Here is a 14,953-nt window from a genome sequence, read left to right on the forward strand (position 1 = left end):
GAGGCGGTGCGGTAGATCAGTGACCCTACTCGAGCTCGGAGCGCGCTTCCGCGAGCTTCGGGTACGGTACGCGCGATGACAACCTACCGCAGCGAGCCGGGTCGTAATACTGAAGACTCCTCCGGATGCAGCGCTCCATCATCGCCAATTGCTTTGGCAGTCAGATCGCTCCTGATGAATCGCGGCCGTGTGCCAAACAGATTGGCCGCTTTAATCAGGTCAGGAGCGGCGGCTGCGTCCATTCGCATGAGGGTCAACGAGCCGCTTCTGTTCAGCTCGAGACCCGGCCCGAGAGGACGGGTCGTTCAGTGCGGTTCAGGCGGAAATTTTGGTACAGCTCAAAAACACTTCCAAACGATAGCGCCGATAGGCAAAGCCGCGTCAGGCAGTAAACTGCGCGCCCATTTTGACTAGCACTCCAGCTCTCATGAAACGCTTTTGTTCCGCACTGCTTGCCTCCCTCCTTCTTATCTCACACGCCTACGCCGATGCTCCGGCCACGTTTACCGCAGCCAAGGTCATAGCCAAAACGAAGGTCTTCTTCGACCAGGCGGACGGCGATCAGGGCGAGCTCTATTGCGGATGTAAATGGGAATGGACCGGAAAGTCGGGCGGCAGGATCGATGCAGCATCCTGCGGCTACGAAACTCGCGCGCAGCAAAACCGGGCCGGTCGCATTGAGTGGGAGCACATCGTGCCGGCCTGGGTCTTCGGCCACCAGCGCCAGTGCTGGCAGAACGGCGGCCGGAAAAATTGCATCGCCGATGATCCGGTATTCCGGGTAATGGAAGCGGACCTCTTCAACCTTTACCCGTCAGTTGGCGAGGTGAATGGCGACCGCAGCAACTACCAGTACGGCATGGTGACCGGCGTTTCTGCCCAGTACGGCGCGTGCACGACCCGCGTGGACTTCAAGGGGCGCACAGCCGAGCCGCGAGCTGACGTCAAAGGGCTGGTGGCGCGTTCCACCTTCTACATGTACGACCGGTACGGGCTCTCCATGTCCAGGCAGCAACAGCAGCTGCTTATGAGCTGGGATCGGCAATACCCGGTGTCAGCCTGGGAGAAAGAGTGGAACAGACGCACCGCCAAGGTGATGGGGCACCAGAACCCATTCGTGACCGGCGACCGGTCATGGAGCTTGGGCCACAAACCTTCCCGCGAAGGAATCGTGAGCGCTATTCCTGTTCGAGCTGCGGCAGCTCCGGCATCGCAGTCTTCCACCAACGACGCCATCATCGGCAATCGGAACAGCAAGATCTATCACCTCGCCGAGCGATGCCCCAGCTATGACAGGGTATCTCCAAAGAACCAGGTGCTGTTCCGTTCAGAAGCCGAAGCTGCCGCCGCGGGCTATCGTAAGGCTGGAAATTGCCGATAAGTGAACGCTCGGCGTCCGGACGGTGGGCACCGGATTCTGGCGGCCGCTGGCGTATGTTCGGGCCAAGTAGCAGCGCTGTGTCGCTTCGGCCCGCAACTGCTTGGCCCATCAGAGGGGCCGGCTGCAGGGAGTCTACTGCACGATCATCAGCTCATCCCAACGAGACGTATACCGCTTGCTCATCATCTCGCGCTTCATGGCCCATACAGGCGAGGCAGGAATGCGCCCAAGCCGCACAGCCCCCCTACCCTCGCGCGCATTGATGCGATCGACCACGTCCATCAGCCGATCGGCCCCTGGCCGAGGTGCTTGAGCGAACAGGTCAGCCGTGAGCTCACCGCGCTGGCGCAAATCCTGGAGCAGAACCTCCGCCTTGCTATAGGCATAGCCTGGACGAAAGATCGCCTCCAGGCCGCGAACTGCGGCAGCAGCCAGTATGCGGGTGTCATCGGTCGGGTATGGCAGCGGGCAGTCGATGGCATTGGCGTAGCGCGGCTGCTCGGGGTTGTGCATGCCGGTGCGAATGGCAACCTGCAACTCACCGGCCAGGCTCTGCTGAGCCCTGAGCTTTTCAGCGGCCTTGGTCACGTAGGCGACCACTGCTTCGCGAATCGGGGCGATCTCGCGCAGACGCGAACCAAACATCTTGCTGCTGCAGATCACCTGCCGAGGCGGGGTCGCCTCCTCCAGCTCCAGGCAGGCAACCCCCCCGAGTTCGCGTGCGGTCTTCTCCAGCACGACCGAGAACTGTCTGCGCAGCGACGCCGGGTCATACTGCGCAAGGTCCCAGGCTGTCCTGATACCGAGGAGCTCTAGCCGGGCCGTCAGCCGCCGGCCTACGCCCCATACCTCGCCGACCTCGGTGATCCTGAGCAGCTTGTCCCGTCGTGCCGGGTCGCGCAGGTCGATGACGCCGCCGGATTTACCCCAGGTTTTCGCCGCCCAGTTGGCAAGTTTGGCCAGGGTCTTGGTCGGCCCAATGCCCACGCCGACGGGTATGCCCGTCCAACGCAGGACACGTTCGCGCGCCTTGTGACCGAGCGCGACCATGTCACCCGGAAGCCCCGTCAGGTCGGCGAAGGCTTCGTCGATGCTGTAAACCTCGATCCGGGGATACAGCCCTTCCAGGGTGGTCATGACCCGGGCGCTCATTTGGCCGTAAAGCTCGTAGTTGCTTGAAAAACAGACCACACCCCACTCCTGCAGCCGATCGCGCCACTGGAAATACGGCGCGCCCATAGGAATGCCCAGGCGCTTGGCCTCCCGAGTCCGTGCGATCACGCAGCCGTCGTTATTGCTCAAAACCACCACCGGAAAACCTTCGAGCTCCGGACGGTACACCCGCTCGCAGCTGCAGTAGAAAGCGTTGCAGTCGATCAGCGCGAACATAGGCGGTGCAGGCTGTGGGTGGCCACGCCCCAGACGTGCAGCGACTCGGTTACCGCGATGGGTCGATAATCGGGATGCTCTGGCTGCAGCCAGACCCCAGTTGGGGTGACCTCTAGTCGCTTGACCGTCATTCCGCCATCCACATAAGCGACGACGACGTCACCCGAACGCGCTTCAAGGGCCCGATTGACCACAAGCACGTCACCATCATAGATGCCGGCGCCAGTCATGCTGGGGCCATCCACCCGAGCGAGGTAGACATGAGGCGTGCGTAGGTCTACCAGGTCGTCGATGGAGAGCGTCAGCTCTTCATAATCGGCCGCCGGCGAGGGAAAACCGGCCGGCAAGCGTGTGTCGATGTATTGGCAAAAACTACCGGAGGGGCCGAGCTGGCCAAGAATGAGGGCGCGCATCGTACTGCTCTGCAATAACTGTATGTACATACAGTTAACAGTTCGCCGCGATTGCGGTCAATGTGTAGAGGCATTTAGCCGATAGCAAGCCGAGGGATTCATGTGCGGACGATTCACCCAGTACCGAACCGCAGTCGAGTATCTCGATGCCTTGAGGTATGACAAGCCCATCGAGGGCGGGATCGACCCAGAGCCGATCAACCGCTACAACGTTGCACCGCGCTCGCGGGTGATGATGTTTTTCGAGACGGACGCCGGCATGCGCCAGGCACGCCTGCCCTGGGGTTATCAGCCGTTCTGGTGCAAGGGCAAGCGGCAACCGGCGATCAACGCGCGCGTCGAGACAGCGGCGACGAGCCGATTCTTTCGCGATATCTGGGCGACGGGACGCACACTCGTGGTCGCCGATGGCTGGTACGAATGGGTCAAGGATCCGGTCGACCCGAAGAAAAAGCAGCCTTACTACATACGGCGCAAGGACGGCGAGCCGCTATGGTTCGCAGCCCTGGCCCAGTTGGACCGGAACGGGATGGCGGAGCGCGAGGGTGACGGGTTTGTGATCCTTACGGCAGACAGCGACCAGGGCATGGTCGATATCCATGACCGCAGGCCGATCGTACTTGAGGCCGACCTGGCTCGCGAATGGGTCGACCCGGACTTGCCCCTGCCACGCGCTGAGGCAATCGTGCGAGACCTCGCACTACCGGTCGAAGCGTTCGAGTGGTTCGCGGTCGACCGTGCGGTTGGCAATGTCCGCAACGAGGGACCGGGGCTGATCGAGGCGATGTCGACCTAGCCAGATCGCCCTGCTATTCGTAGCATGAGGAACACCTCCCCCCGGAGGGAGGCGTTGGGTTATCGCCGTGCCTGGTGTCACATGGCGTCAAATGCTGCCTGCAGGTCTTCTTGCCCCGACGTCCCGCTTTGCAAAAGCAGCATGAGAAGAATGCGCGCCTTTTGTGGGCTGAGATTCCCGGCCATGACAGCGCCCGCATCCGCAGTCGTTTTGCCACCGCCTTCGAAACCGTAGTTGGCCATGACGCGACCGTTATAAACACGCGTCGAGATCACGACGGGCACCTGCTTTTCCAGGGCGTACTTAACGGCCTCGAACATCGGCTGATTCATGTTTCCCATGCCCAGGGCTTGCACTACTATTCCTTTCGCGCCCTGGTCGACAGCGCTGCGCAGCAGGCTGCCATCGGCCCCGCCGTACATGGCAACAATTTCTACTTTTGGCATCTCATCGGTCTGGATTTCGATGTGCTGTCGGCGCAGCGGCTCCCTCGCAAATATCACACGATCGGGATAGACCTCTCCCAGAAAGCCGTAGTCACCGGATTGAAAGGTTTCTACATTCGCTGTGTGGGTCTTGGTCACATGGCGCGCCGCATTGATCTGGTTGTTCATGGCCAGCAGAACCCCTTTGCCCTTCGCCTGCTCATCGACAGCTATACGCACTGCATTGAGCAGGTTGCGCGGGCCGTCGAAGTCAGAAGACGATGCGTTGCGCTGCGCTCCGATAACAACGACCGGCTTGTCGGATTCAACGGTCAGGTCAAGCCAGAATGCGGTTTCTTCGAGGGTATCGGTGCCGTGCGAGACGATTACGCCAGACACCTCTGAGCGCTGCAGCGCAGCGTTGACCGCTTTGGTGAGTTCGATCCAGCGCGGCGGATCCATGTAGTCCGAAGGCACATTCGACAGGTTGTCGACTTCAATCTTTGCGTATTCCCCTACCTCCGGCACCGTCGCGAGCAAGTCATCACCCGAAATGGCAGGCACGGGCGCCTTTTTGACCGGGTCGATCTTCATGGCAATCGTTCCGCCAGTCGCAATCAACTGAACCGTGGGCTTTTCCTGCGCGTAGGCGTTACCAAGCAGGGCTGCGCAGAGCCCGGCGATCAAAAATGAGCTCTTTCTCATGTCAGTTCCTTACCATCATTCTTATGGGGGTAAGGAAACTGACAAGCGATCTTCTGTTTGGTTGTGGCTCTGCCAGCAGGCCACTACCCCACGATGCCCCGGAAACTGGCTCGGTAGTCGGTCGGCTGGAAGTATAAGTGCTGGCTCAGGTCGCCGCTGTGGTTGAACAGAAGCGGGCAAGCGCTGCTGTTAGAACTAAGTGCCCATTGCGCTTCTGCTCGGCCAGCTTGCGGAGTGTTTCATGCTTAGGCACCGAGACAAGCACCGCCAGGTAGGTTTCACTTCTCCCAGGACGTTAACCGCTTGCTGGCAATTCAGGAAATACGCTTGTACGAATTTCCGCAGCAGTAATTGGCAATTGCCCCGGGCTTGGCATGCCAAGTGCCGTACGGCGCTCACGTTCTGATGCTTGAACTCGACTGAGAACATATATGGCCATGGTGTAGGCGCCGCAGGGCCTGGTTGTGCTCGAATTTATTGTAGGGTAGGCCAGCTGCCTCGGCATGCAGCATTTCGAAGGTGTGGCGCATCGTGGCCCCGGCTTCCAGTCCTCGCCAATACGAATGGTGGTGCCCCCATGGTTCGTCAGCCGGAATGAGAACTGCCTCGCCAACGCAACAATTTTCGGCGCTCAGCGGGCCTGGTTTTGAGAACTGCTTGCCGAAAGCAACCAGTGGCCCCGCCGTTGATACGCTTGAATGGCCTATCAGCCACTCACCCTTTGGCTTTATTACAGCTGTCTAACAGAGCGTTATCGGTAGCCGCCATCGCCCTGGCGGCGCAGACGCCGTACAGTTTCATAACGATCCAATTACGATTCAACTGCTTGTTAAGCGTGATTAGGTCAGGCAGGAGTTCAACCGGCTCACCGTAGCGATCGTAGCTGCGCTGCGCGAGTGTCAGTGCCCTTTCGGGCTCACGCTCCCGTAACACCTCCACCAGGAGCAAGTTGTCGCTGTAGAGCGCCCGCTCATCAGAAACGACGCTTTCGAGTTCAACGACCGCATCGCGCCCGAGGCCGTTCACACTCAACGCATTGATCAGTACGTGACGCGCAAAAGCTGCACTGGATGCAGGGCTTTGCCCAGCCTGACGCGCACGCGACAAAGCGTCTTTACGGTCCTGCTTCATTAGGGCAAGCGAGGAAACATGAGCTTTGTCTAACCCTTCGAAGAAACGACGAGCCTCAGAGGCGGCCACCACCCGTTTATAAGCGTCAACACGAAGGGACGGCCGCTCCACTTCAGCGTAATGCTGCTTGATATACCTGCGCAGTCCATCCATTCGAGTTGCTCCCGAATCATGGTGCCGGCTCCACTTCCCGATAAGCTTCTCAGCCTCATGTTCGAGTTTGTCTACCTGGCCGTCGATAGCCTTAGCTAGTGCGCTATTGTCGCTAGGCTTAAACAGCTGGAAATAGTCTTTTTTACGCGCCTCGCGTTGAGCCTTGGTCATATCGTCCCAAGTCCTGATACGGCTCAACAATTTATGCGCGCCGATATAAGAGTACCCTGCCCGGATTACGAGGTCGGCGCCCAATCGGTCAGCCTCGTCTTCCTGAGAACGTGTCAAACCAGGAATAAGCCCGATCTGAGACAGTCCAAGCCCAGCCTCGTTGATGGCAAGCATACGCAGCAGATCGCTCTCTACCGCATCAGCCTGTCGCCGGCCGATGTACAGCTTACCGGCGCTGTAGAGAAAACCGGAGGCGGTATCAAGCCAGTTAGTCTTGTGATGGTTCAAAAGAACATGCGCGTACTCGTGTGCGATTAACGCGGCTAACTCATCTTCGCTCTCGAGCGCACCTAGCACTTTGTATGGGATATAAATCCCGCCGTCCTCATAGCTCGCTGCGCTGAACTCGGTATTCGGCGTGATGTATACCCGTCCCGCAGCAGGGGTTCCCGGTAACGTGCGCTGCAGTTTTTTTAGGATTGAGTTTGTGTACTCGTCGATACGCGGATTGTCGGCTGTGCCTAACGCACGATGCTGCAGCAAAAAGCTATCAGTGGTTTGCAGACCCACCTGTTCCTTGTTAGCTGCCGTACCAGGGAAACGCGAGTCCAATAGCGTGATGGTTGGGTCATCGGCTGCCATGGCTATAGGCAATTTCGGCACGCTAACCTGCGCGCAGCCACCTATTACAGCCAGAGACAGCGCCGCACAAACAAGCCGCTTCATGGGCACCCCTCCCCAGCTCCACGCGAGACGGCCGCTACGGAGTCCTGAAGCGTCGGCACACAGCCACTTTTCCCGATACTCGGCGGCGGGAATACTTCGACATCCATGCTGTCGAGCCAAAGTTCCTGCCCCTTAAGTGAAACCTTCAAGTAGCCCCTAGGGCTTTGCTCGAGCAGCACTAACGGTAACGATAACTCTTGGACCGAACGCTTGCCGGTTCGAACGTACAGCCCGTCTGCTTGACGTTCGTACACACTAACGGGGTCGACGTTTGCTTCGGTAACTTGCGAATCGGCAAGGCAGCTCAGCGGCAAGCCAGCAGTGAAGGCGAGACAAATGACAGATCGGATCATGGCGTTCTTCCTTAATTTACGGACGGCTGTCGCCGATTGGCAGAGGCTTCCAATATCCTCCGGGCAAGTTCGAAAATGAGCAGAAGCCCAAGCCAGTCAAGCGGAGGGCGATGCAAAACCAGGTAGAAAAAAGCACTAACGCCGAGTACAAGCACCGCTGCGAAGGCGTGCAATAGGAAATCCAGGCGTGCAGGATTGGCACGAATGAGAGCGGCAGACACCCAGGCCAAGAGCAGCCCGAGGACTAGAAGCGTGGGGGTACCTTCGGCCCGGGCGAAATAGTGATCGTCCCAGGTCAGTAAGTTATCCAGCGCCATGGCATGCAGATAAACACCTGGCAACTGTCCATGAACGGGGCTTGCTACGAGGTCATGGATCCCGGCAAGGCTCGTTCCGACCAAGACCACCCGGTCTTTCAATAGTCCGCGAACTCTAGCGCTACTCAGGTCCTCTTCGCGCACCGTCAATGTATAGGGGCATGTCTGACGGCCTTGGGCTTCGGACTCTTTATCGAAGCTGGCAAGTAAGCTTGACCACAGGATCCGTGCGGAGTCGAAGAGTCGGGTTCCGGGACTTACCTCAGACGGCGCACACTGACTTGCCGCGAGCAGGTCCCGAGCGCGGACCTGCGGCGCAACGTTGTATCCCCATTGAACAACCATCGGCGCACAGAAAGTACCGGTGTCACCTTGTGCTAAAGCTTCACCACAGCTCTTGTTCTCGCCGCGCTCGCAGAGTTGGCGATACAGAGCGAAGGCCGCAGTCGGCAGGCTATCGGCGCCACATCGGTTGTCGCTCACCGACGGCATCGCACCAAAGCGATGGGGGCCGTCCACGAGAAGTGGATAGTCGGCGCCATGTCCACTCCAACCGGCCATTGCCAAGTGAGTTCCAGGGACTTTTGCAAACAGGTTGCGCTCACCGCCGTCTAGGACCGCTAGGTATAGCGGAACCCCCGTTTCTTTAAGGGTCTCCTCTAGTGCCTTTTGTGCTAGCGGGAGGGACGAATCATAAGAGCGGCGGTCTTCGACAAGAACGTCGAGAAAGATGGCAGAGGGGCGTTGTTTAGCGATCCGTCGAACCACCTCCTCGTAATACAGATAGCGGGGCGGCCAGCTCTCACCGCGTACGGCCAAGGCGCCTTCGTCGATAAGCACTACTGCAATCCGCGATTGTGCAGTTGTTGGGTAAAAAGGCGCAGCGATCTTCTGCACAATCTGTTGGGAATGCCTTTCCACCGCGCCCGAAAGACCGAAAGGATCGACAACCTCCAGCAGCCATGCGGGAATGATGAGCGCAACGAAAATCACAAACATGCGAGAGACAGTTGCCCAGGCGACCAGATTGCCCGGCACTGTCTTTAAACGTTCATCCCGAAAGCTTGCGAAGTAGCCGAGCATTAACTGCCAGCGTCGCACGAAGCTTACGCCTACTCGATGCAGCAACTGGCGTGGCCGCCTGCACATGAGTATCAGCTTCGCCAGCTGTCGGGCGTAGTCTTCAATGCCTTTCATCTGCCCTGACGCGACGTCCGGGCATGGCTCTTGGTGATTCCCGCTCGGCATCCCTGTCCATCCGAAGCATGTAGCGAACCAGCCCATGCAAGTCCTTATTGATCGGATAGCATCATAACGCCATCAGCGAAAAAGCACGACGTATGTCACAAACCATTGGTCGGTTCCCTGATTGCGCTACTTTGGCGAGGAGCGTTGCGGCGTAGCCAAACCGTAGCCACTCTCCTGCTGACCCGCACGGTTGCTTTATTCCTGTTTTCGTCACCAGGCGAACTTGCTCAGCCACAACATAAGCTGTCGCAACGGCCGCGCATTATCCAGCCATCAACTGCACGAGCTCGAAGCGGCTAAGTCCGTGAAGATCCACCTGACCCAAACAGATAAGCTGTTATTTAGCCGGCCCATAAAGCTTCCGGCCGCACCTCTGGCCCGGGGCTCGTGGAACTGGTTGATGATGACATCTACCTGACCGACAACGCCTACCTGATGCAAAACAATGAGTGCAATAGGTCTTTTCTGACGATGCGGATTACCTGGCGGCAACGATGCAGCGTCTCAAATTGGGCGTACTGAACAATTGTTCAAACTCCGCATCCGCGCTGGCCGCGTGATTAAGCGCGCTGGAGGTTCCGTCCGAGCTTACCCGCATGCCACGATTCTAGGCACCACCAACTCCCAACGCTCGCACTTATGCCAAGCTCGATATTGCTCCTCGCAATGCGCCGATTGCCTGACCAGAATGCCCGCCGCCTCGCATCGCTCAACCTCGAGCGGGAGCTTGAAGGTTTTGGAGGTACGGCCAAGGGTTTGGCCCTGGCTGTTTTGGATGAGGTACCGGTCTTCACTCGGGACCAGCGTCAACGGGTCTCCCATCTGAAGCTGCGCAAGCGCCGCATGGATTGGTGCGTGTTGGGGCTGGCGCCCTGCGTAGTCGAGATCAATATCCTTGAGTGAAAGCTGAAGGTAGCGCTTCTTAAGCTCCGGAAGGTACCGACCCACGTATTCACGCCTTTGGACATTTGCGGGCAGATGACAGCTGAACGGATTGCCATCGGAGAATTCACACAGGGTCAGTGTCTGCTCAGCCCGGGTCATGCCCACGTAGTACAGGCGGCGTTCGTCATTGAGTACCTCTGCGCCGGTGGGCCAGCCACCGTCGAGCAGCACCACGTGACGGAACTCCAGCCCTTTCGCCGAATGCACAGTGCCCACATACAAACCCTGTTTGGGCTGCTGGCGCAGCTCGCGGGCGTAGTCGTAGAGCCAGTCGATAACCGCCTGGGCGCTGAGCTGACACTCACCCAACTCAGCAAGAAGTTGGCCGAACGCCGTTTCGAAGAACTCGTGCCATTCAGGATCAAGCGACGCACTTTCGAGATCGCGCCAATGGCCTTTGGCATCGAGGGACCTGTCCTGAGAGCGCAGTTGCTCGATCGCCTGTACAAAGCCCCGTTGACCTGTGAGCGGGAGCGCTGAATCCTTATCCGCAGCCAGGCAATAGGACACCCCGTTCTGCTCGCACCAGGCCTGAACCGGGTACAGGCACTCGTGCCGGCGAGCCAGGATAGCGCACCCCAGCCAGTCGCCATTTTCCAGATCCAACAAGCGTTGAAGCTCGGCTACCGCGGCCTGCGCCTGGAGGTTCGGTCTCGTTTGCTCATCACCCGTTATCAAGAGGCGAATGACCTGACCTCGCCGTTCGGCATCGATCTCCTCCCAGTCGCCGCCGCGCGGATGATCACGGCGTAATGCGTTGATCTGAATAGGATGACGATGTTTCAAGCGATCGGGGTTGCGCTCGATAAGGCTGTTGGCGGCCTCAATGATGTGACGAGTCGAGCGGTAGTTATCGATGAGGTAGCTGGTGGTGGCTTCGTAGTCTTCACGAAACTGCAGGATGTAGCGGTTATTGGTTTCCCGCCACTGGTAGATGTTCTGGTCGTCGTCCCCGACCGCAAGGATGCATAGCCGGCCGTCCTCTTCGGCCTTGCGCCCGGCCAACGCACTGACCATCCGGTACTGGAGCTCATCGATGTCCTGGTACTCGTCCACCAATATGTATCGGTAGCCACGCAGGAGCTGCTCACGCAGATCATCCTCGCCTTCGACCTGGCGTTTGCCCTCGAGCAGTTCAACCGCATCGGAGAGAACCTGTTTGAGCGTGCCCTCCTCGACCGTCTCGCCCCGGGCGAAGCGGGTGCCGGTCAGCCGCATCGCCATTCGGTGATAGGTCATCACGTTGACCCCGAAGGCATCGGCGCCTACCAGGCGCAACAAGCGTTGCTTGATTTCGTTGGCGGCGTGGCGATTAAAGGTCAGGGCTACAATGCAGCTGGCCGGCACCCGGCGCACGCGCAGCAGGTAAGCAATCCGATGCACGATCACCCGCGTCTTGCCCGAACCGGGTCCGGCAAGCACCAGCCGGTTCATGTCGTCATCGTCGGTCACCACAAGGCGCTGCGGCGCGCTCAGGGTTTCGATGATGGTGTTCCAAGACTCCTCGCTGGTGGCGAGCTTCAACACTTCTTCACGCCCGTCGAAATAGCGCTTGATGAAGTCCTGCTTTGAGTCGCTGAAGTAATGCATCACCAAGCTCAGCGCGGCAGCCATCTCGCCCAGCGCGACCTCGGCGTATTCGCGCATCACATGCACCTGGATGCGCTTTTCCCGGTAGTGCTCGTCGAGCTTGGTGTAGTCATCCTTCAAGAAGCCACTGCGTTTTTCCGGGTTGACCTCAATGGTCATGGCACGGCGCATCACCGTCATGCCGTGATTGAGGGTCAGGATTTCCTGTTTGTGCAGGTACAGCAGTACGTGCTCGATAGCCCGACGACGTTGTTCGGGAGGAATCAGGTGCGGCAGCTGCAGGTCCGCCTCGAGGGCGCGCCCGAGCTCACCAAAGGTGGTTTCCACCAGCAAATCTTTGCCGCGCAGCCCCGGCGGTATTTTGCTGATCAAATACTCGAGCAGCACACCGGCCAGCGCGCGACGCTTCTCGCCAAACTTATGGAGCTTCGCCCAAGTGTGGCCTCCCTTGATACGCAGTTTCAGATAATCCCGGCTGACCTGGCGCAGCTCCAGCGTGCCCTTCTGTTGGCTGTCGCTGTCATGGTCCTGGGCGAGGCTGCGTAACAGGCGCAGCACGTGCAGCGGAATCAATTCGCCCTGCCCGGTCATTTCTTTGAGCGCGGCAGTCAATGGCGGCAGGTTCAGGCCTTGCCAGGCTCCGCTCTCGGCATCCGGGGCCTGCTCACGCAGCGTGTCAAACCACCCAGCCTCCAGTTCGAGGGTGTGTTTTAAGCGCTGGGTGGCCGCGCCCGACACCCCATGACGCAGGTAAAGGGTCAGCTTGGAGTCATTCTCCAGCAGCCCCATGTCCTCCATCTGCTTGAGGGTCGCCGTGACCTCCTCGGAGGTGAGGCTAGTCAACGCCATCAGCGCATCGGTGTTAATGCGCTCATCGGAGCCGGCGTCATACAGGAAGCGCAAGATCGCCCGAAACTCTTCCAGGCGGCGCGCGGGCAGGTCGGCGTTATCAAGCCGTAGTTCGGCTTCAGCCTGAGGCAGACGCAAGGTCGCTGGAAAGATCTGGGTCTGGTTTTCTTCACGCTTGAGGTACTGGCCGCGCTCAAGCCAGGCTACCGCAGTGACCACTTTGGTTTCGGCGTCGCGGTCATCGGCGTTGAAGCTGGTTTCGACCTCCTCATCGAGCAAGACTTCGCCAGCTGTGATGACGAGCTTGCCGCCTTTGCGGCGTTCGCTTTCCCGGCGTAGCTTGCGCAGAATCTGCTGAATATCACGCAGGCCGAGCTTTGAGCGTTCGCACATGCCGAACTGGGTTTCGATGTCCTGCAGGTCATAGAGCAGCACGCAGCGGGCGTCACCCTGGTCGCGCCCTGCTCGCCCGGCTTCCTGAAGGTAGTTTTCCAGCGAGCCCGGTATGTCGGCATGCACCACCAGGCGAATATCGGCCTTGTCCACGCCCATGCCAAAGGCATTGGTGGCGACAATCACCCGCAGTTGGCCTGCCTTGAACGCATCCTGAATGTCGGTTTTCTCGTGGGGTTCGAGGCCTGCATGAAAGTGCTTGCAGGGCCAGCCCTGTCCGATCAGAAAGTCAGACAGTTCCTCGGCGCCCTTGCGGCTGGAGACGAAGACCACCGAGCCACCGTCCTGACGACCGATATGATCCTCGAGCAGTTGGTGAGTGCGGGCCCACTTCTCGGCGCGGGTGCACGGCAGCACCTCAAAGCTCAGGTTGGTGCGCTCGTGGGTGCCGAGAAAGGTCTCGAACTCAATCTTGAGCTGCTCTCTGAAATGCTGCTGGATATCTTCGAGCACATCGGGTTTGGCCGTGGCGGTAAAGCAGCCAATCGGTGCCAGCGGACCGTCACCGGTGTGCTCGCTGATAAAGCGCGACACGTACTGGTAGTCGGGTCGGAAGTCGTTGCCCCACTTGGACAGGCAATGCGCCTCGTCAAAGATCCAGGCGCCGATCTGACGTTGTTTGATCGCCCGGCGAAAGGCCTTGTTGCGAAACTGCTCAGGCGAGACTAGCAAGATACCCACATCGCCCATCTGTACCTTTTCCAGCACCTCGGCCCGCTCGGGCATGGTCAAAAGACCGTTGAGGGTGGCGGCGCATTGCACGTTGCGCTCAAGCAAGCCGTCAACCTGATCCTTCATCAACGACTGCAGCGGCGAGATGATGATCGTGAGGCTGCCGTTGCGATGGAAGCGATTAAGAGCCGGGAGCTGGTAGCACAGGGATTTGCCGCCCCCGGTGGCGAGAATGGCCAACACGTGCTTGTCGCGCATACCCGCCAGGACCACGTCGTGCTGCAGACTTTGGCCTGGGCGCTCGTAGCGAAAGTCATCAAAGCCGAAGTAGCGTTTGAGCTCGTGGCGGGGATCATGAGTTGTTGAGCAATACTCGCAGCTGCTTTTTCCGCACGGCAAATCACGCAGCTCAGTGATGAGCCTACCTACCTCTGGAAACTGATACCTGACCCAGGGCGCGAGCACCGAGTTGCCGCCAGAGACACGCAGCCAGGCCAAAGCATAGGCCAGTGGTAGGTGCAGGGTCTGGTCCAGCAGGTCCACTTCCAGCAGCTGCTCAAGGCGCGTGCTGCAGACCTTCATGCTGCGGGTCAGGGTTGGGTCGGTTTCAACGAGCAGCTGAGGGATCAGGCCACGCAGCTCCGTGACCGGCTTGGGGCTGATGCCACTGAGGGAGGCGAAGAACGAGCCGAGGTCGCTCCTGAGCGTGGGAGCTAGCAGCGTCTGGTAGCACAGGAGCTCGGCCTGATTGGTATCGTTCAGTTGCGCAAAAGCCTGACGCTGGTCCTGAAACAAGGTGAGTGTGGAGCGGCAGTCAGACAGCGGCGAGTTGAGGCTGTCACGAATGAGTTTGTAGTCCTTGACCAGGCGGTGATACGGATTCTGCGGAAACGCCAACGGCGACAGACGCAGAGTGTCGATCACGGGGAGCCCATGCAGGGCCAGATGTGGAGCCTGTTGTTTTAGGATTGGAATGTCATGGTCGATGACGTTGTGGCCGAGGACGAAGCTTGCTCCCTGCGCCAGACCGCCCAAGGCGTTGAGAACGTCAGGCAGGTCTCTTTCGACCTTGCGCTCCAGTTCGGCTCCCGTGTCGGGGCGCAGGGCGCCGACCATGAAGATTCGATCGGGCTTATCAGCTGTGCCGGGAGCAACTTCGAGATCGAAGATCAGGCTTTTGGGTTGAGACGGTGAAGCCATCCGGACGGCGATCCTTGCAACAGACTACGGGGCTAA

8 protein-coding genes are annotated in these 14,953 nt (G+C 59.2%); 2 read left to right on the forward strand and 6 right to left on the reverse strand.

What is annotated here, in order from left to right:
- Positions 1-427: 427 nt before the first annotated feature.
- Complete coding sequence (locus tag DQ405_RS16530) at positions 428-1,381, forward strand: endonuclease (protein ID WP_128118909.1); 954 nt, start codon at positions 428-430, stop codon at positions 1,379-1,381.
- A 132-nt stretch (positions 1,382-1,513) separates the two neighbouring features.
- Here the strand turns inward: DQ405_RS16530 and DQ405_RS16535 are convergent, their stop codons facing one another.
- Together DQ405_RS16535 and DQ405_RS16540 are read right to left on the reverse strand one after the other, a co-directional pair.
- Positions 1,514-2,770, reverse strand: coding sequence for a Y-family DNA polymerase (locus DQ405_RS16535; RefSeq protein ID WP_128118908.1), 1,257 nt, complete (start codon positions 2,768-2,770; stop codon positions 1,514-1,516).
- Entirely contained in the window at positions 2,758-3,183 is a 426-nt protein-coding gene (locus tag DQ405_RS16540) for a LexA family protein (RefSeq protein ID WP_128118907.1), read from the reverse strand. Before DQ405_RS16540 ends, DQ405_RS16535 begins: the two co-directional genes overlap by 13 nt.
- A 100-nt stretch (positions 3,184-3,283) precedes the next feature.
- On the opposite strand from DQ405_RS16540, the gene DQ405_RS16545 reads away from it, so the two are divergent.
- A complete protein-coding gene (locus tag DQ405_RS16545) occupies positions 3,284-3,979 on the forward strand; it encodes an SOS response-associated peptidase family protein (protein ID WP_128118906.1) in 696 nt (231 codons plus the stop codon).
- A 77-nt stretch (positions 3,980-4,056) separates the two neighbouring features.
- Here DQ405_RS16545 and DQ405_RS16550 read toward each other — a convergent pair whose 3' ends face one another.
- From DQ405_RS16550 to DQ405_RS16565, 4 genes are all read right to left on the reverse strand, one after another.
- Entirely contained in the window at positions 4,057-5,109 is a 1,053-nt protein-coding gene (locus DQ405_RS16550) for an asparaginase (protein WP_128118905.1), read from the reverse strand.
- A gap of 714 nt (positions 5,110-5,823) precedes the next feature.
- Positions 5,824-7,290 carry a M48 family metalloprotease gene (locus tag DQ405_RS16555; RefSeq protein WP_128118904.1) on the reverse strand — a complete coding sequence of 489 codons (1,467 nt, stop codon included), beginning with the start codon at positions 7,288-7,290 and terminating at the stop codon, positions 5,824-5,826.
- Between the two features lie 364 nt (positions 7,291-7,654).
- Complete coding sequence (locus DQ405_RS16560; protein ID WP_168425190.1) at positions 7,655-9,157, reverse strand: CHASE2 domain-containing protein; 1,503 nt, start codon at positions 9,155-9,157, stop codon at positions 7,655-7,657.
- 639 nt (positions 9,158-9,796) lie between these two features.
- Positions 9,797-14,917 (reverse strand): RecQ family ATP-dependent DNA helicase, encoded by a 5,121-nt coding sequence (locus DQ405_RS16565; protein ID WP_128118902.1) that lies wholly within the window; start codon positions 14,915-14,917, stop codon positions 9,797-9,799.
- Positions 14,918-14,953: the final 36 nt, after the last annotated feature.

The sequence above is a fragment of the Pseudomonas sp. SST3 genome (assembly GCF_003325755.1).